The organism is Streptomyces sp. T39 (assembly GCF_008042045.1).
Classification (GTDB): Bacteria; Actinomycetota; Actinomycetes; order Streptomycetales; family Streptomycetaceae; genus Streptomyces.
Window position 1 is genome coordinate 51,201 of record NZ_RDBP01000016.1, and the last position, 18,313, is coordinate 69,513.

Genomic DNA, 18,313 nt, shown 5'->3' on the forward strand with positions numbered 1-18,313 from the left:
AGAGCGGGGTGGGGAGGGTGGTGCCGGCCATCCCCGCGGCGAAGACCGCGGCCGCCGCGAGGTATCCGGGGCGTCGGCGGGAGGTGCCGGTGGTGCCGGCACGCGGAGCGCTTCTGCTCATGCGGATCACCCTAAGGTCCGCCCGCAGCCGGGGCGCGCGGCGTCCGGTACGCACTCATGCCGCGTCGTCAGGCACCCGGGCACGTCCGGTGCGAGGAGGGTCCCGCGCCGTGCGACGGCACGCACCGGACGCCGCGCGCCCCGGCTGCGGGCGGACCTTAGGGTGATCCGCATGAGCAGAAGCGCTCCGCGTGCCGGCACCACCGGCACCTCCCGCCGACGCCCCGGATACCTCGCGGCGGCCGCGGTCTTCGCCGCGGGGATGGCCGGCACCACCCTCCCCACCCCGCTCTACGGCCTCTACCGCGATGAACTCGGCTTCTCGGAGCTGACGGTGACGCTGGTCTTCGCCACGTACGCGGCCGGCGTCATCCTCACCCTCCTGCTGGCCGGCAACCACTCCGACACAGCCGGCCGCCGCCCCGTCCTGCTGTGCGCGCTGGCGTTCGCCGCGGCCAGCGCCGTCTGCTTCCTCCTGGAGGACGGACTGCCGCTCCTCTACGCGGGCCGGCTGCTCTCCGGATTCTCGGCCGGGCTGCTCAGCGGGGCCGGCACCGTCACGGTCATGGAACTCGCGCCCCCCGGGCGACGGTCGCGCGCGGGCTTCGCCGCGACGGCGGCGAACATGGGCGGCCTCGGCTGCGGACCGCTGCTCGCCGGCTTCCTCGCCGAGTACGCGCCGTGGCCCCTGACACTGCCCTTCCTCACACATCTGGCCCTGCTGGCCGTCGCGGCGACCGTCGTGCTGGCGCTGCCCGAGACGGTCGGGAACGCCCGCCCCGGCGCCCGGCCCCAGCCACAGGGCCTGTACGCGCCGCCCCAGGTGCGGGGCGTCTTCGCCCCCGCCGCCATGGCCGCCTTCGCCGGTTTCAGCCTCCTCGGGCTGTTCACCGCCGTGGCGCCGAGCTTCCTCGCCGAGACCCTCGGCGAGAAGAACCTCGCGGTCTGCGGAGTGGTCGTCTTCACCGTCTTCCTCGCCTCGACCGGCGGTCAGGCGCTGACCGGCCGGTTCGCGGCCCGCACGGCCCTCCCGCTCGGCTGCCTGGTGCTGGTCGCCGGACTGCTGCTCGTCGGCTCCTCGCTCTGGGTGAAGTCCCTGCCCCTGCTGGTGCTCGGCGGGGTGTGCGGCGGCATCGGCCAGGGCCTCGCCTTCCGGTCGGGGCTGACGGCGGTCGGCGACGCCGCCCCCGCGGCGCACCGCGCCGCGACGGTCTCCTCGTTCTTCGTGGTGGCGTACGCGGGCATCTCGCTGCCCGTCATCGGGGTGGGAGCGCTGACCGTGTGGCTCGGCCTGCGGGACGCCGGCCTGACCTTCACCGCCTGCGTGACCGCGCTGGCCGCGTTCACCGGGGCGTGGCTCGCGCGGACCGCCCCCGGGCGCGACACCGCCTGACCGCCCGGCGCCCCCGGGCGCGACACCGCCTGACCGCCCGGCTGCCGGGCGGCCAGGTACGGAGGCGCCCCGCCCGCGCCCGCGCCGCACCGCGCCCCGCCCGCGCCCGCGCCGCACCGCGCCCCGGGCGCCCCGCGATGCCCTGCGCGCGACCGCTCACGGTCACGGTCCGTTCCCACGGTCTCGGCTAGGGTGATTTCGTACCAGACGTTCCCTGTGGTGAGGTCGTACCTTGGACGCGGACTCGCGGACGGACCGGACGCCGGAGCAGCCCCTGGATGCTGTCGGGTACGCCGGTGTGCTCCGCGAACTGCTCCCCATCGCCCTGTGGCGCGAGGACGCGGACGGGCACATCGTCGAGTGGTCGCTCGCCGCCCAGGACCTGCTCGGGCACCGGGGCGCGGACGTGCTCGGACGGCCCGCGGCGGAGCTGCTCGTCCCCGAGGGCAACCGGGAGCTCGCGGACCAGCTCACCCGGCGCGTCCACGCGGGAGAGACCGTGGTCGGCACGCTGTCGGTGCGCCACGAGGACGGGCGCCCCGTCACGATGGAGATGTGGATCGTGCCCGCCGCCGACGCGCAGGGACGCGCGGGAGCGCTGCTGATCGCCGTCGAGACCTCGCAGGTCCTGCGCATGCGCGACTCCCTGGCCGCCCTGGAGAGCCTCTTCACCCAGTCGCCCATCGGCCTGGCCACCCTCGGCACCGATCTGCGTTTCCTGCGGGTCAACGAGGCGCTCGCCCGGATGAACGGGGTCTCGGCCGCGGAGCACCTGGGCCGCAGGCTGACGGACGTCGTGCCGGGGGTGAACGCCGTCGCGCTGGAGGCCATGATGCGCGAGGTCATGGAGAGCGGCAGGGCCGTGGTCGACGTCCGCCGCACGGGGCGGACCCCGGCGGACCCGGACCGCGACCGCACCTGGTCCTGCTCGTACGCGCCACTGGTGGACGGGAGCGGCCGCACGCTCGGCGTCATCGCCTCGCTGATCGACATCACCCAGGCCCAGCGGGCGGCGGCTGCGGCGGAGCGCGCGCGGCGCCGCTTCGCCCTGCTCGCGGAGGCCGGCACCCGCATCGGCACCACCCTGGACCTGGGGCAGACCGCCGAGGAGGTCGTCCAGGTCCTGGTGCCCCGGCTCGCCGACTCGGCCGACGTCCAGCTCCTGGAGGAGCTGATCGCCCCCGACGACTCGGCGGCGTCCACCCGTGGTGTGGTGCGCCGCATGGCCGCCCGGTTCCCGGATCCGTCCGCGCCGACGGCGAGACTGGTGGCGGGCACGACGTCCCGCATCCCGAGCGGCTCGTTCTACGAGCGGGTCATCGCCGACGGGCGTCCCATGGACCTCGGCCGCGCCGACGTCCCGGCGCTCATCACCGACCCCCGCGCCGACCGGCTGCGCGAGTACCTGATGACCCTCGGCTCGGCGCGGCTGATCCCGCTGGTGGCGCGCGGCAAGGTGCTCGGCGCCGTCATCGTGACGCGGCTCGCCGGCCGCGAGCCGTTCGGCGGGCAGGACGCGGTGCTGATCGACGAGGTGGTGGCGCGGGCGGCCCTCAACATCGACAACGCGCTGATGTACACCCGTCAGCGCGCGGCGGCCCGCACCCTGCAGCGCAGCCTGACCAACAGCCCGCTGCCCACCGTCGCCGGACTGGAACTCACCGGACGCTATCTGCCGGCCGGCGAACACGACGTCGGCGGCGACTGGTTCGACGCCATCACCCTCCCGGGCGGCCGGACCGGACTGGTCATCGGGGACGTCGTCGGCCACGGGGTGCGCGCCGCCGCCGTCATGGGGCAGCTGCGCACGGCGGTGCGCACGCTGGCCCGGCACGACGTCGACCCCGCCGGAATGCTCCGGTCGCTCGACGCCGTCGTGGCCGACATGGGCGAGGACGAGATGGCGACCTGCGTCTACGCCGTGCACGACCCCGCGTCCGGCGGATGCCTGGTGGCCCGGGCGGGTCACCCGCCGCCCGTCGTCGCGTTGGGCGGATCGGTCGCCTTCCTCGACGGCCCGTCCGGCACGCCGCTCGGCACCGGCGGGCAGGACTTCCGGGCCGAGCACGTCGATCTCCCCCCGGGCAGCGTGCTGGCCCTCTACACGGACGGGCTCATCGAGACCCGTGGCAGGGACCTCGACCACGGCCTGGCGCGGCTCGCGTCGGCGCTGCGGCACCACGACCGGCCGCTGGACGCGCTGTGCGACGCCGTGCTCGGCGAACTGCTGCCCGGCCCGGCGCAGGACGACGTGGCGGTCCTGATGGTCCGCCCGCAGGGACGTTTTTGATCTTCGCCATGTCCATGCCCTAGGGTCCCGGTGGCACGAACGGGTGCGGTCCACGGGGGTAACACATGTACGGCGCAAGGAAGATGACGGCCGCTCTGGTCTCGCTGGCGGCGGTGCTGTCGCTGACGGCCTGCGAGGACGGCGACGCGGCCTCGGGCGCCGGGCGGGCTCCGGTCGGCCTCCCCGCCGTGGAGTCCCCGGGTGCGCAGGGGGCCGGCGCGGCGGAGGACGGCGCCGACGGGGAGTCCGCCGGGCGCAACGGAGGCGGCACCGGCGGCGCCGAGGGCCCCGACGGTCTCACCACCCGCGAGCGGTTCATGCTCGACAACCTGCCGGAGGCCGGGTCGGTCATGGCGGCGGGGGAGTACGTCCAGCGCTTCACGACCTGCGAGCAGTACAGCATCGACCCCTCCGACACGCGCTACTACGCCATGGACGAGAAGTTCGACGAGAGCTGGGGCGTCCGCTTCCGCGGCGTCTGCGACGAAGGGGGCGGCAGCCGCCTGCGCGTCTTCTTCACCGGCACCGGCGAGGGCATGAAGGCGTTCCAGAAGGCCTACCACGCCGACATCGCCGACCGCCTCGGCGCCGACCCCGATGCGGGGATCGACGGCGGGTTCGCCGTCGGCCGGGATTTCGCCGTCATCGCGGTCGACCCCGGCGTGCTGCGCCGTCTCTCCGCGTCGCACCTGCTCGTCCTCAACTGCAATCCCGCCTTCGAGGCCCGGGGCGACGTCAGGACCGCGCCCGCCCTCGTCGACGGGTGCGTCCTGACCGACGACTTCCTCTTCTGACACCGTTCGGCCGGAGTGAGGCGGGTGCGGAGGGCCGGGAGCCGACGGGACCGTCCTCGGACCGGGACCCGTCCCCGCGGGATCAGCCGAGCGCGCCGTCGAGGAGCGCCTCGCCCAGCCGGGTCCTGCGGTGGAGCACCCGCAGGCCCTGCCGCTGCGACAGGAGCAGTCCCGCCTCGCGGAGGACCGAGGCGTGCCGACTCGCCGTGGAGGGGGCCAGTCGAAGCGCGTTGGCGATGTCGGTGGTGGTCATCGGGTGGTTCAGCATCCGCAGCAGTTCGGCGCGCGAGGCTCCGATGAGCTGCGCCGCCGGCGCGGCCGTCGCGTCGCGGCGGCGTTCCAGCCAGCCCGGCGCGGGCGCGAGCGGATGGACGAGGACCGGCGGCAGCGACTCGTTCACGAGGACGAGCGGCGCGCGCACGCAGAAGAAGGCCGGCACCAGCGTCAGCGCCCTGCCGCGCAGCAGCAGCGCGCGGTCCACGGGGTAGGGGGCGCACAGCCGGCCCTGCCGGTACTCCCAGCCGGGCAGGTCGTCGTAGCCCGTCAGCATGCCCTCGGCGCCGTGGGCGAGGGCCGCCTCGGCCCGTCGCGCGCGGTCGGACGCCGCCTCGGCCCGCATCACCGGAAGGTAGGGCTCGACGGCGACGCGGTAGTACGCGCGCAGTGAGGCGCCGAGCCGGCGCAGCGCCTGCGGGGAGCCCTCGGCGAGCAGCCGCACACCGGGCGGGACCGGGCCCCGGGTGTGGGCGTGGAGCCGCGTCAGTTCGGCCAGCAGCCGGTGCCGGGGGGTGGCGAGCAGACGGTCGAGGCCGGTGTCGAGATCGGTGTCGCCGCGCCCGGGCGTCAGGAAGTCGGGGAAGTACGCGCCGTCGGGGCAGAGCCGCATCAGCTCGCGCACGGCCGGCAGCAGCCCGGAGCGCTGCAGCGCGGCGCCCACCTCGCGGCGCCAGGATCCGTAGGTGAGCGGAGCCGCCCGGTTCTGGAGCAGATGGAGGCTGAGCGCGGTCTCCCAGAGCGGGTCCACACCGGCGGCGACGCGCAGCCGGACCAGCTCCTGGCTGGTGAAATCCACCCGCAGCACTGTGCACCCCCGGTGGTCAGGGGCGCCTGACGGCGCCGGTCCAGCGGCAGTCTATGCGCGTTGCGCGGTTGGCGCAGCCATGTCATACAACCGGCCGCGGGCGCCGACGGGGCCGTCCGGATCCGGCCCGGACGGCCCCGCCCCGTGCGCCGCCGCGTACCGGCGGGCTGACGCGTCAGCAGAGGGGGACGCCGGGCAGCTGGGCGCTGGGATGGTCGATGTAGATGTTGCTGATGAAACCGTTCTGGTCGCGGAGCTTGCTCCACCAGTTGTTGGAGTAGCCCTCCGCGTTGACGGTGTCGCCCTGCTTCTGGCAGAGCACCCGCACGGCCGTCGGGCCGGCGAGCGTGGTCACGACGGCCGCGGAGAGGCGGGCGTCGGCACGGACGTTGACGCCGCTGCCCCAGGTGGTGAACGCGACGCCGCTGCCACCGCAGCCGTTGTCGCTCGTCAGGTACGCCTGGTGGTAGCCGCCCGGGTAGGACAGCCCGGCGCCGTTGATCACGATGTTCTGGCCCACACCGTTGTAGAGCTGCTCGTAGTGGATGTGCGCGCCGGAGGAGTTGCCGGTGCTCCCGGTGGTCCCGATCTGCTGGCCCTGGCCCACCCAGGCGCCGTTCGCCACCGAGTAGGCGGCCAGGTGGAAGTAGTACGTCTTCCAGCCGCCGCCGTGGTCCACCACGACGTAGTTGCCGGCGCCGCTGGGCTGGGAGTGCCGGGTGGCCGTGCCCGCCGCCGACGCGAGCACCGGAGTGCCCGCGGTCGCACCGCCGTCGGCGCGGACGAAGTCGAGGGCGCGGCGGACCTCCGCCGAGTGGTGGCTGTAGGTCCACCGCTGCCCGCAGGGGTACGGCGCCTTGAAGGCGGGCGCGGCGGTCACCGCGGACTCCCCGGCCTGCGCCGGGGACGCCGAGAGACCGGCCAGCGCCAGCAGCGCGGCGGCGGCCAGGGCCGGAAGTCGTCTGAGGAACCTCACGATTGCTCCTGGGTGGGGGAGGGCCGGGCGGCGACGCGCCGGGCCGGGGGCCTGTGAGACGTCGGGAACGTAACGGGGGGACGATGCCCTGACAAGCGCGCGACGGGCTTCTTCGACCAGGAACGAATCCCTTGCGCCGGACGCCGGTGCTCCTCACGCTGGCGTCCGCGCACCGGACACCCGACGGCCCGTCAGCCGTCCCCCCACACCCCCGAGGAGTCCGTGACCCATGCCCCGGCATCATCGGCCCGGAGCTCCGCCCCGGCACGCGACGGTGGCCGCCGTCACCGCGCTGCTCGTCGTGCTCACCGCCCTGCTCACCGGACCGGCCGCCGCCGTACCCCGGACGCCCCACCGGTGGCCCGCCGCCGCCCCGGCCGCGGCGCCGGGCCCGGCCGCCGAGAGAACGGAGGCCCGCACCATGCCCGACATCCCCGCCGGCACGACGGCGGGGGTCGCCGTGTACGACCGCGACACCGGACGGTTCACCGAACTCCACGACGCGGACCGGCGGTTCCGGTCCGCATCGCTGGTGAAACTGCTGCTCGCCCTCGACGTGCTCGGCGACGGCGGACCCGCCGCCCTGCCCGAGGCCGACCGGGTGCGCCTCACCGCCATGCTGCGCAGCAGCGACGACGCCGCGGCGAGCCACTACTGGGCCGCCCGCGGCGGCAGTGCCGTCGTCACCCGCACGGCGTCCCGCCTGGGGCTCACCGGCACCGTCCCGCCGCCCGCCACCCACCCGGGCCACTGGGGTTACACGGCGACGACGGCGTCCGACACCGTCCGGGTCTACCGCCACATCCTGGAGACCGCACCGGCTGCCGTGCGCACCTTCGTGATGGACGCGCTGCACTCGGCCACCCGCTGCGGGAACGACGGATTCGACCAGTACTTCGGCATCCCCTCCGCCTTCGACGGGCCCCGGGCGGTCAAGCAGGGCTGGTCCGGCTTCACCTCCGGAGGCTGCACCGCCGCCGCGCCTGCCACCGTGCCCAGGGCCGGCGCGCTCCACACCACCGGCACCGCCGCCGCGCCTGCCACCGTGCCCAGGGCCGGCGCGCTCCACACCACCGGCACCGCCGCCCCCGCCGCCTCCCTGGACCTGGTGTCCGAGGCGCTCCACACCACCGGCACCGTCGGTCCCGGCGACCGGACCGTGGTCGCCGTCCTCACCCTCCACCCCGACGGCACGCCCTACGGCACCGCGTACGGCAGGGTCACCCGGCTCACCGACTCACTCGACGTGCCCGGTGCCGTCCGCCCCGCGGGCACCCGGTTCGGCACCTGGGGGAGCGGTGTGCGGGTCCGGGCCGCGGCGAGTACCGCCTCCGCCCACCTCACCACCCTCCCGGCCGGCGTCGAGGTCCTGGTGGGCTGCCAGGGCCGGGGCGAACGGGTCACCGTTCCCCCGTACGACAACGACTGGTGGGCGTATCTGCCGCAGTACGGCGGCTGGATCACCCAGATCTACATCAGCTCGCCCGACAGCACGCTGCCGGGCGTCCCGGACTGCCCCTGACCCTTTCCCCCCACACCCCCCACGACCAGAAGGAGGCGCACCATGCGCCGCACCGACAGACCCCGCACCGCCCGGCGCCCCGGACGCCGCCTGCCCGTGTGCGCCGCGTCGCTGACCGCCCTGTCCGCCCTCGTCCTCGGCTCCGGCCCGGCCGCCGCGCAGGACCCGGTGGCGAACCGCGCTCCCGGGCCGGTGACCTGGCGGGCGGACCTCGCGGCCGGCACCGGCGACGAAGCCAACATCACCCGCGCCGACGGCTCCCTGCGACTGCGGGACGGCCGCCTGCGGCCCGCCTCCGTCCGGGCCCGCCAGGGCCAGGGCACGGCCGTGCTGCCCGCCCGCGTGCTCGACCGGGCCGTGAACCGGATCGCCGTCGACCTCGACGCCACCACACCGGCCGGCACCAGGACGGCCGTCGACGTGCGCGGGCGCGACGGCCTCGGCCGCTGGACCGAATGGCGCGAGGCGCGCGCCGGTGAACCCGCCGTACTGCCCCGGGCCGTCACCGAGGTCCAGGCCCGCCTCACACTCGTCGGCGCACCGGCGGGCACCACCCCGGAGATCCGCGGCCTCGGCCTGAGCGCCGAACTCGGCGCCCCCGCCGCCGGGGCCGGGGCCTCGGCCGCATCCGCCGCCGCACCGTTCTCCGCCCGGGTCTTCGCCACCCGCGAGGGACTGGTCGGCGGGACCACCGCCAACGGCCATGTGATCGTGCCCGACGACCACTTCGTCGCCCTGCCGTCGCGGCGCGGGCTGTCCCCCAAGGGCAGCGCCGAGTACTCCGTGCGCGTCTGCGGCCCGGCCCGGTGCGAGACGGCACCGGTCTGGGACGTCGGCCCCTGGAACACCCACGACGACCACTGGAACCCCTCCTCCGTCCGCGAGACCTTCAAGGACCTGCCGCAGGGCAAGCCGGAGGCGCAGGCGGCCTACGAGAACGGGTACAACGGCGGTCGCGACGAATTCGGACGCCGGGTGCTCAACCCGGCGGGCATCGACCTGGCCGACGGCACCTTCTACAACGTCGGCCTCGACGACAACGGCTGGGTCACCGTCACCTATCTGTGGACCGGCGACGGCGCGGCGACCCGCTCCTTCCCGACCTGGGGCATGGGCGTCAACATCCGCAAGCAGGCCACCACCGCCTCCACCCGGGTCGCCCAGCTCGCCGGCCCCACCACCGTCCGCGTCCAGTGCCAGGTCCGCGGCCAGCTCGTGCAGATCGACGGCTGGAGCAACGACGCCTGGTCCTATCTGCCGGACTACGGCGGCTACGTCTCCAACATCTACATCGACGTCCCCGAAGGCTGGCTCCCCGGCGTCCCGACCTGCTGAATCCCCGCGCCCGGCCGTACGGACGGCGACGGCACCGAGGGCCCGCGCCGCCCGCGGTGCCGCCGCCGGAAATCCCCGGGACGCCCTGGCCTGACCGGCGGCCCCCGTGCCGGACGGTGGTGGGGCTGTTCCCGCGGCCGGACGCGGTCTCCGGATGGGACGGGGACGATCCCGACGCCGTTCCCGACCCGCCGCCCACGTGGGCACGGGTGGTGGAGATCGGCACACCGTGCGACGGCCGGTGAACACGCCGCCGCGCCCGCACGGGAGCGGCGCGACCATGGCCGACAAGGCGCTGTTGACCCCCTTCGCCGCCGCGGCCGATTCTCGGGACACCGGGCCCCGGACTCCGCACCCGGGGACTGCCCCGGCGACCCAGGGAGGTCCCACGATGACGGCCACCGCCGAACAGACGCCCGTCCCGTACCCGTTCAACGAACCGGACGGCCTGGGGCTGGCGGACGCCTACCGCCAGGCGCTGGAACGCCCCGGCCTGATCCGGGTGCAGCTTGCGTACGGCGAGCCGGCCTGGCTGGCCACCCGGTACGCGGACGCCCGGCTCGTCCTCGGCGACCGCCGCTTCAGCCGTGCCGAAGCACTCCGCCACGACGAACCCCGCCAGTCCGAAGGACGCCAGGACAGCGGCATCCTCAGCATGGACCCGCCCGGCCACACCCGGCTGCGCACCCTGGTGGCGAAGGCATTCACCGTGCACCAGGTGGAGAAGTTACGGCCCGCGGTGCGCGCCCTGACGCATGACCTGCTCGACCGCCTGGAGGCGCAGGGGCCGCCGGCCGACCTGGTGGAGGACTTCTCCCTGCCGATCCCGGTGGCGGTCATCTGCCGGATGCTCGGCGTGCCGGAGGAGGACCGTCCCCGGTTCCGCGTCTGGAGCGACGCGGCGCTGTCCACCAGCTCCCTGACCGCCGAGGAGTTCCTGCGCAGCCGCGACGAGTTGCGCGCCTACATGCGGCTGCTGATCGAGGACCACCGGCGCCGTCCCCGCCCCGACCTGATGACGGGCCTCATCGAGGCCCGCGACACCGGTGACCGGCTGGACGAACAGGAACTGGTCGACCTGTGCGTCGGCATCCTCGTCGCCGGGCACGAGACGACGGCCACCCAGATCCCGAACTTCGTCCACGCCCTGCTCGACCATCCGGACCAGGCGAGACTGCTGCGCGAGCGCCCCGAGCTGATCCGCGGAGCGGTCGAGGAACTGATGCGGTTCGTGCCGCTGGGCAGCGGAGCGGGCTTCCCCCGGTACGCCACCGAGGACGTCGAGGTCGGCGGAACGCTCGTCCGCGCCGGTGAGCCCGTCCTCGTCGCGGTGGGCGCCGCCAACCGCGACGCCCTCAGGTTCGACGCGCCCGGACGGCTCGACGTGACCCGCACCGGGGTCCAGCACCTGGGCTTCGGCCACGGCGTCCACCACTGCCTCGGTGCGCCGCTCGCGCGGCTGGAACTCCAGGAGGCGCTGGAGGCGCTGCTCGTGCGCCTGCCCGGACTGCACCTCGCGGGGGACGTCGCCTGGAAGAACCGGATGCTCGTGCGCGGGCCCCGGATCATGCCGGTGGGGTGGTGAACCGGTGTCGTGGACCACGGAGGTGGACCGCGCGATGTGCATGGGATCGGGCATGTGCGCCGGAATCGCGCCCGATCTCTACCGGCTCGGGGACGAGGACCGCGCGGAGCCCGTGGACGGCCGGATCCCCCCGGACGAGCGGGCCCTCGACGCGGCGGACTCCTGTCCGGCGGCGGCGATCCTGGTGCGTGACGGCACACGTCTGATCGGCCCCCGCCCCTGACGCGTGCGGCCCGGCCCCGGGAGAGGGGACGGGCCGGGGGCCGGACGCGCCGGCTGCCGCCGGCGCCCCGCCGCGAACGCCGCACGGGCCGGGCGGCATGGCCGGCCGGCCCGTGCGGGCGGGATCAGACCAGGTCGAACCGGTCGAGGTTCATGACCTTGTCCCACGCCGCGACGAAGTCCGCGGCGAACTTCTCCTTCGCGTCGTCGCTCGCGTAGACCTCGGCGAGGGCCCGCAGCTCGGAGTTCGACCCGAAGACGAGGTCGGCCCGGCTGCCCGTCCACTTCACCTCGCCCGTGACGGCGTCGCGGGCCTCGAAGACGTTCGCGTCGGAGGTCCCCGTCCAGGTGGTGCCCAGGTCGAGGAGGTTGACGAAGAAGTCGTTCGTCAGGGTCTGGGGCGACGCGGTGAGCACACCGGTCTGCGAGCCGTCCACGTTCGCGCCGAGGACGCGCAGACCGCCCACGAGGACCGTCATCTCGGGGGCGCTCAGGGTCAGCAGGTTCGCCCGGTCGATCAGCAGGTACTCCGCGGGGAGCCGGTTGCCCTTGCCCAGGTAGTTGCGGAACCCGTCGGCGGCCGGCTCCAGGGCGGCGAACGACTCCACGTCCGTCTGCTCCTGCGAGGCGTCCACGCGGCCCGGGGTGAACGGGACCGTGATCTCGAAGCCCGCGTCCTTCGTGGCCTGCTCGACGGCGGCGGCACCGGCGAGCACGATCAGGTCGGCGAGGGACACCCGCTTGCCACCGGTCTGCGCGGAGTCGAAGGACTCCTTGATGCCCTCGAGGGTGCGCAGCACGGCGGCCAGCCGGTCGGGCTCGTTGACCTCCCAGCCGCTCTGCGGCTGGAGGCGGATGCGCGCGCCGTTGGCGCCGCCGCGCTTGTCGCTGCCACGGAAGGAGGAGGCCGAGGCCCACGCGGTGGACACCAGCTGCGAGACCGTCAGCTCCGAGGCGAGGACCTGTGCCTTGAGGGCGGCGATGTCCGCGTCGTCGACGAGCTCGTGGGTCACCTCGGGCAGCGGGTCCTGCCACAGCAGCGTCTCGCTCGGGACCTCGGGGCCGAGGTAGCGGGCGACCGGGCCCATGTCACGGTGCGTCAGCTTGAACCACGCCCGCGCGAAGGCGTCGGCGAACTCCGCCGGGTTCTCGTGGAAGCGGCGGGAGATCTGCTCGTAGGCCGGGTCGAAGCGGAGCGACAGGTCCGTGGTGAGCATCGTCGGCGCGTGGGTCTTCGACGGGTCGTGCGCGTCGGGCACCGTGCCGGCGCCGGCGCCGTCCTTCGGCCGCCACTGGTGCGCACCGGCGGGGCTCTTGAACAGCTCCCACTCATAGCCGAAGAGGATGTCGAAGAAGCTGTTGTCCCAGGCGGTGGGCGTGTCGGTCCAGATGCCCTCGAGGCCGCTGGTGATCGTGTCGGCGCCCTTGCCGGTGCCGTGGCTGTTGCGCCAGCCGAAGCCCTGCTCCTCGATCGGGGCGGCCTCCGGGTCGGGGCCGACGGCGTCCGCGGGGCCGGCGCCGTGGGTCTTGCCGAAGGTGTGGCCGCCGGCGATCAGCGCGACCGTCTCCTCGTCGTTCATCGCCATCCGGCGGAACGTCTCACGGATGTCGCGGGCCGCGGCGATCGGGTCCGGAGTGCCGTTGGGGCCCTCGGGGTTGACGTAGATCAGGCCCATCTGCACCGCGCCGAGGGGGCTCTCCAGCTGGCGGTCGCCGGTGTAGCGCTCGTCGCCGAGCCAGGTGCTCTCGGGGCCCCAGTAGACGTCCTCCTCCGGCTCCCAGACGTCCTCCCGGCCGCCGGCGAAGCCGAACGTCTCGAAGCCCATCGACTCCAGGGCGACGTTGCCGGCGAGGATCATGAGGTCGGCCCAGGACAGCGCCTGGCCGTACTTCTTCTTCACCGGCCACAGCAGGCGGCGGGCCTTGTCGAGGTTTCCGTTGTCCGGCCAGCTGTTGAGCGGGGCGAAGCGCTGCTGGCCGGCTCCCGCACCGCCGCGGCCGTCGCTGATCCGGTAGGTGCCGGCACTGTGCCAGGCCATCCGGACGATGAACGGGCCGTAGTGGCCGAAGTCGGCGGGCCACCAGTCCTGGGAGGTGGTCAGCACCTCCGCGATGTCCCGCTTCACGGCGGGCAGGTCGAGGGAGGTGAACGCCGCCGCGTAGTCGAAGTCCTCGCCGAGCGGGTTCGCCACGGCGGGGTTCTTGGCGAGGATCTTCACGTTGAGCCGCTCGGACCACCACTGGCGGTTACCGCCGCCCTGGGTCGGGTGGGGCGCGCGCCCGTGCGCGACGGGGCAGCCACCGCTCTCTTCCGTCTTGGCGTCGGTGACGATCGCGTCGGGGTTCTCGACCATGGTGGATCCTTTCGGACGGGCGGGATCGTGGTGCGCGGGGTACGTCGCCGACGCTCCGGGAACGGACTCCTGCCGCCTCCTGCCGCGCCGAGTGCTCCGGCTCCCTTGGCTATTGCCGGAACCGATCCTACGATGGACTCAGTCCAGGTCAAGAAGCTCGCGCGTTTCGTATCCCATCGGGTTCCGGACATTCCCCGGTGAACGCCGGGTGCCCGGCGACACCAGAAAGGGCGAACCGATATGAGTGACCTGCTGGAGCGGCTGCGGGCTCGCGGCTGGCGCGTGACCTCGCAGCGGCGCGTCGTCGCGGAAGTCCTCGACGGTGAGCACGTGCACCTCACGGCCGACGAGGTGCACGCCCGCGCGGCACAGCGACTGCCCGAGATCTCCCGCGCGACGGTCTACAACACGCTGGGCGAACTGGTCTCGCTCGGGGAGGTCGTGGAGGTCTCCACCGACGGCCGCGCCAAGCGGTACGACCCCAACGCCCACCGCCCGCACCAGCACCTGGTCTGCTCCGGCTGCGGCATCATCCGCGACGTGCACCCGGACGGCGACGCCCTGGCGGGGCTGGCCGGCCTCCCGGCGGCCGAGCGCTTCGGCTTCACCGTGGACGAGGTGCTGATCACCTACCGCGGACTCTGTCCGTCCTGCGCGTGACCCTTCTCCGTCCCCTTTTCCGTTCTTCCGTCCCCGGCGCGAGGCTTCCGTCAGCTCTGGAGCAGCGGCGCATACGCGTCCCCGGCGAGCCCGAAGGTCCAGGCGACCCCCTCGCGGGCGGTGCGGGTGGCGGGCGGGACACGAAGCCAGTACGTCCGGAAGGTGCCGTCCGGCTCCGCCGTGGAGTTGACGACCTCGACCATGACCACGTCCTCGTCGCCGTCCAGCGCGATCCGCCACAGCACGCCCGTCTCGTCCCGGTGCACCGGCTCGGCCCCTGACTCGGCGAGGTAGCGGTCGTAACCGTAGAACTCCAGCATCACCCGCCGCAGTTCGGCGTTCTCCTCGGCGCGTATGTCCTCGGGCGTGAGATCCGCGAGGCCGGCGAGGAACTCCGCGGGCACCGGCATGCCCCGCCAGGCATGCAGCGCGAAACCGTCGGGGAAGGAGAGCGCCGGCCCGTCACCGCGGTCCAGCCGGCCCGCCTCGTCCCGATGGAGCTCGACCGGACGCTCGCAGATCACCGCGGCGTCCTCGTAGGGCCACCACCATCCGGCGTGCCGCGCCACCGCCGCGAGCCCGTCCAGAGCGTCGCCGCGGTCCGAGAGGGCGGCGAGCCAGGCGGCGTCGTGCTGGCCGAGGACCGCGTCGAGCAGCAGCAGACGGACCTCGGGCGTGTCACCGAGCTCCTGCACCACCCCCGCCCGGATCCGGTCGGCCAGGGCGCGGGCCTGTTCCCACAGGCGGGCGCCGGTGGCCGCCCACATCTCCGCGTAGCCGCCGGGTCCCGACTCGGCGTGGACGCGCGCCCGTTCCGCCTCCCAGGGGCGGGTGCGGACCCGCTCGCGCACGCTGCGCCCGGTGACCTCGCCCCCGAGCAGGAGGGCCACCGCAGCGCGCGGCGAATCCGCCCACAGCACCCGGTCCGGCTCGGGGAGGCCCGCGGAGCGGTAGGCCAGGCGGACGCCGGCCTCGGCGGCAGTGCGTTCGGCCGGGCCGGTGGCCGCGGCCACCGCACGCCAGTCGGCGGCCACGGGCGCGGCGCCTGTGCCAGCGGTGGGGTTCGTCGGAAGGATGGTCATGGGTGTCCTCACAGTCCGGTTCACGTGGACGGGGTGTGCGCGCGGAGCGCACGAGGGGGCCGGATGCGTCCGGGTGCACGGGGACGGGCGCCCCGCCGCGCACACCGCGCGGCCCCGGGGGAGTGGGTGGCCCGGACGGCGCCGCCCAGTCCCCGGAGCCGGTGCGGAGCCCCGGGGACGCAGCGTGCGCCCCGGCGCCGGATCGCGGTCAGTCCGCGACGACGCGCACCGCTCCGGGGACGTACTCACGCTGGCACGCAGCGTGCGCCCCGGCGCCGGATCGCGGTCAGTCCGCGACGACGCGCACCGCTCCGGGGACGTACTCACGCTGGCGTATCACCCGGAACCAGCCCTTCGGCAGCGGAATCACGGCGTGCTCCTCGTGCACCACCCGCCCGCCCTGCGGCAGATGGAGCAGCATCGGGCCGAACTCCCCGCCCTCCCGCACCAGCCGGCCGGGCCCCGGCACGGCGTGCGCGTGCCCCGTCACCTCGCCGAGCGCGAGCACCAGCCGCCCGTGCCCGTCCCGTGCCTCGCCCGCCTCGCCGGCCACCCGCGCCGGAACCGCCTCGTCCGCGACGGGCACGATCAGGATGTCCCCCTGCCGGTACACGACTCTCCCCTCCCGCCGGCCCGCCCGGGCCGGCCGATCTCGTGTTCCACGCTACGGCGGGGGTCCGACAACGGAGCCGGACGGCGGTGCGAAGTCCCGATTCCCCTCACCGGGCGGAGGTGTTGTCGGCGGGGCTTGGTAGAACTGTCGTCGCCAAGTCCGACCACCGATTCCAGGAGCGGCGCGCATGACCATCGGCCACCACATGAGCGAGTGGGGCGGGCTGCCCGCCTTCGACTTTCCCCGGCCCGGCGAGGAGCCGGACCGGACGCTGCCCGCCGCCGGCTCCGTCGCGTGGCGCGTCTCGGCGGACGTGTACGACAGCGAGGAGGAATGGCCCGCCGCCTTCGCCCGGTTCGCCGAGACGGTGGACCTCTCGGAGGTCCGGGCACTCGTCGTCGGCGGCTGGACGGAGGCCTACGACTCGTCCAACGAGGCCGTGGTCAAGGTGCTCGCCGGGGCGGCGGACCGGCTGCCCGCCCTGCGGGCCCTGTTCGTCGGGGACATCACGTACGAGGAGTGCGAGATCTCCTGGATCCACCAGTCCGACGTCACCCCGCTCCTGACGGCCTTCCCGCGGCTCGAGGCCTTCGGCGTGCGCGGCGGTGAGGGCCTCGTCCTCCCGCCCGTCGCCCACCCCGCCCTGCGGCTGCTCCGCATCGAGACCGGCGGTCTGCGCAAGGAGGTCGTCCGCGGCGTCGCCGACAGCGACTTCCCCGCGCTGGAGGACCTCGACCTCTGGCTCGGCACCTCCTGGTACGGCGCGGACGCGCAGGTGGCGGACCTGGAACCGTTCCTGACCGGCAGCAGGCTGCCCGCCCTGCGCCGGCTCGCCCTGCGCAACAGCGAGATCCAGAACGAGATCGCCACCGCCCTCGCGGGCGCCCCCGTCGTCGCCCGGCTCACCGAACTCGACCTCTCCATGGGCACCCTCGGCGACGAGGGAGCGGCCGCCCTCCTGGAGGGCCAGCCGCTCACCCACCTGCGCCGGCTCGACCTTCACCACCACTTCATCAGCGACCCCGTCGCCGAGCGCCTGACCCAGGCGCTCGTCCCCTACGGCGTCGAGGTGGACCTCTCGGACGGCATCAGCGGCCGTGGCGGCCGCGAGGACCGCTACACCGCGGTGGCCGAATGATCCCCGCCCCCGTCGCCGCACGGCCGGGCACGGCGATCGTGGGGCACCCCGGCCACCGCCGGGTCACGCTCTTCCAGGCGGCGCTGCGCTCCGCAGGCCACCGGCCGGCGCGCGTCGTCCCCTGGACGGAGGTGCTCGCCGGCACCGCCCGGTTCCTGCCCGGCGAGACGGTGCGCATCGAGTCGCCCGGCGAGGACGGGCGCGTCGACCAGCTGCTCCGCGGCGTCACCGACCCCACCCGGGTCGAGGGCGGCGCCCGCTGGTACCGCGGCTTCCTCGCCGCCGTCGAGCGCATCGCCGACGACGTGCGGGCCGCCGGAGGCACCCTTCTGGGCGAACCGGCCGAGCTGGCCGTCCTGTTCGACAAGCGGCTGTGCCACGCCGCGCTCCGCCGCGCGGGCGTGCCCGTCCCGCAGTCCCCGACGTCGGGAGCGGCGGCGCCGGTGCGCGGCTGGCCCGACCTGCGCGCACTGCTGGCCCGCCCCGGTCTGCGCCGCGTGTTCGTGAAACCGGCTCACGGCTCCTCCGCCTCCGGGGTGCTCGCCGTCGAGACCGGCGCCGGCGGCCGGATCCGCGCCACCACATCGGTCGAGCGCACCCCCTCCGGCGCACTGCACAACTCGCTGCGGGTCCGGCGCTACGAGGACGAGAGGACGATCGGCGCCATCACCGACGCCCTCGCCCCCGACGGACTCCACGTCGAACGCTGGCTGCCCAAGGCGTCCCAGCACGACCGGTCGGCCGACCTGCGGGTGGTGGCCGTCGCGGGCCGGGCCACCCACGCCGTGGTCCGCACGGCCGCAGGTCCGCTGACCAACCTCCACCTCGGTGGCACCCGCGGCGACCTCGACGCCGTGCGCGCCGCGGCCGGCGTCCGCTTCGACGGCCTGCTGCGGATGTGCGAGGCCACCGCCGCGGTGTTCCCCGGCACTCCCTGCGTGGGCGTCGACGTGCTCCCGGCCATCGGCTGGCGGCGGTTCACCGTCGGCGAGGTCAACGCCTTCGGCGACCTGCTGCCCGGTCTCGCCGGACTGCCCGAGGGCCCCGCGGCGGGCGCCGACACCTACGCCGCCCAGGTCGCGGCTCTCGGCACCCTGCCCCGGGCCGTCCCCGCCCCGGGGCACCCATGACGCCGGCGGCCCCCGCCG

15 protein-coding genes are annotated in these 18,313 nt (G+C 74.8%); 10 read left to right on the forward strand and 5 right to left on the reverse strand.

Annotated features, from left to right (window positions below; translation table 11 throughout):
* Window positions 1-292: 292 nt before the first annotated feature.
* The 3 genes from EAO77_RS18890 to EAO77_RS18900 all read left to right on the forward strand — a co-directional run bounded on the left by EAO77_RS18890 (window position 293) and on the right by EAO77_RS18900 (window position 4,597).
* Window positions 293-1,513, forward strand: coding sequence for an MFS transporter (locus EAO77_RS18890; protein ID WP_147989465.1), 1,221 nt, complete (start codon window positions 293-295; stop codon window positions 1,511-1,513).
* Between the two features lie 298 nt (window positions 1,514-1,811).
* Window positions 1,812-3,803 carry a SpoIIE family protein phosphatase gene (locus EAO77_RS18895; RefSeq protein WP_147989521.1) on the forward strand — a complete coding sequence of 664 codons (1,992 nt, stop codon included), beginning with the start codon at window positions 1,812-1,814 and terminating at the stop codon, window positions 3,801-3,803.
* A gap of 83 nt (window positions 3,804-3,886) precedes the next feature.
* Window positions 3,887-4,597 carry a hypothetical protein gene (locus EAO77_RS18900; RefSeq protein WP_147989466.1) on the forward strand — a complete coding sequence of 237 codons (711 nt, stop codon included), beginning with the start codon at window positions 3,887-3,889 and terminating at the stop codon, window positions 4,595-4,597.
* An 82-nt stretch (window positions 4,598-4,679) separates the two neighbouring features.
* On the opposite strand, the gene EAO77_RS18905 is transcribed toward EAO77_RS18900, so the two are convergent.
* Together EAO77_RS18905 and EAO77_RS18910 are read right to left on the reverse strand one after the other, a co-directional pair.
* On the reverse strand, window positions 4,680-5,669 hold the full coding sequence (locus tag EAO77_RS18905) for an ArsR/SmtB family transcription factor (RefSeq protein ID WP_261994020.1): 990 nt from the start codon (window positions 5,667-5,669) through the stop codon (window positions 4,680-4,682).
* A 184-nt stretch (window positions 5,670-5,853) separates the two neighbouring features.
* On the reverse strand, window positions 5,854-6,654 hold the full coding sequence (locus EAO77_RS18910; RefSeq protein WP_147989468.1) for a peptidoglycan DD-metalloendopeptidase family protein: 801 nt from the start codon (window positions 6,652-6,654) through the stop codon (window positions 5,854-5,856).
* 421 nt (window positions 6,655-7,075) lie between these two features.
* Here EAO77_RS18910 and EAO77_RS18915 point away from each other — a divergent pair, with 421 nt between their 5' ends.
* From EAO77_RS18915 to EAO77_RS18935, 4 genes are all read left to right on the forward strand, one after another.
* Window positions 7,076-8,176, forward strand: coding sequence for a hypothetical protein (locus EAO77_RS18915; RefSeq protein WP_147989522.1), 1,101 nt, complete (start codon window positions 7,076-7,078; stop codon window positions 8,174-8,176).
* A gap of 42 nt (window positions 8,177-8,218) precedes the next feature.
* Window positions 8,219-9,511 carry a hypothetical protein gene (locus tag EAO77_RS18920; protein ID WP_147989469.1) on the forward strand — a complete coding sequence of 431 codons (1,293 nt, stop codon included), beginning with the start codon at window positions 8,219-8,221 and terminating at the stop codon, window positions 9,509-9,511.
* 391 nt (window positions 9,512-9,902) lie between these two features.
* Complete coding sequence (locus tag EAO77_RS18930; protein WP_147989471.1) at window positions 9,903-11,096, forward strand: cytochrome P450; 1,194 nt, start codon at window positions 9,903-9,905, stop codon at window positions 11,094-11,096.
* Window positions 11,097-11,130: 34 nt separating this feature from the next.
* A complete protein-coding gene (locus EAO77_RS18935; protein WP_147989523.1) occupies window positions 11,131-11,319 on the forward strand; it encodes a ferredoxin in 189 nt (62 codons plus the stop codon).
* Between the two features lie 124 nt (window positions 11,320-11,443).
* Here EAO77_RS18935 and katG read toward each other — a convergent pair whose 3' ends face one another.
* Entirely contained in the window at window positions 11,444-13,672 is a 2,229-nt protein-coding gene (katG, locus tag EAO77_RS18940) for a catalase/peroxidase HPI (RefSeq protein ID WP_147989472.1), read from the reverse strand.
* A gap of 240 nt (window positions 13,673-13,912) precedes the next feature.
* Here katG and EAO77_RS18945 point away from each other — a divergent pair, with 240 nt between their 5' ends.
* Complete coding sequence (locus EAO77_RS18945) at window positions 13,913-14,332, forward strand: Fur family transcriptional regulator (RefSeq protein ID WP_147989473.1); 420 nt, start codon at window positions 13,913-13,915, stop codon at window positions 14,330-14,332.
* Between the two features lie 50 nt (window positions 14,333-14,382).
* On the opposite strand, the gene EAO77_RS18950 is transcribed toward EAO77_RS18945, so the two are convergent.
* Together EAO77_RS18950 and EAO77_RS18955 are read right to left on the reverse strand one after the other, a co-directional pair.
* A complete protein-coding gene (locus EAO77_RS18950; protein ID WP_147989474.1) occupies window positions 14,383-15,414 on the reverse strand; it encodes a DUF6745 domain-containing protein in 1,032 nt (343 codons plus the stop codon).
* Between the two features lie 286 nt (window positions 15,415-15,700).
* Window positions 15,701-16,027, reverse strand: a complete 327-nt coding sequence (locus EAO77_RS18955) for a hypothetical protein (protein ID WP_147989475.1) — start codon at window positions 16,025-16,027, stop codon at window positions 15,701-15,703.
* A gap of 187 nt (window positions 16,028-16,214) precedes the next feature.
* Between EAO77_RS18955 and EAO77_RS18960 the strand changes: the two genes are divergently transcribed.
* Both EAO77_RS18960 and EAO77_RS18965 read left to right on the forward strand, forming a co-directional pair.
* On the forward strand, window positions 16,215-17,165 hold the full coding sequence (locus EAO77_RS18960; RefSeq protein WP_147989476.1) for an STM4015 family protein: 951 nt from the start codon (window positions 16,215-16,217) through the stop codon (window positions 17,163-17,165).
* Complete coding sequence (locus EAO77_RS18965; RefSeq protein WP_147989477.1) at window positions 17,162-18,295, forward strand: STM4014 family protein; 1,134 nt, start codon at window positions 17,162-17,164, stop codon at window positions 18,293-18,295. Before EAO77_RS18960 ends, EAO77_RS18965 begins: the two co-directional genes overlap by 4 nt.
* Window positions 18,296-18,313: the final 18 nt, after the last annotated feature.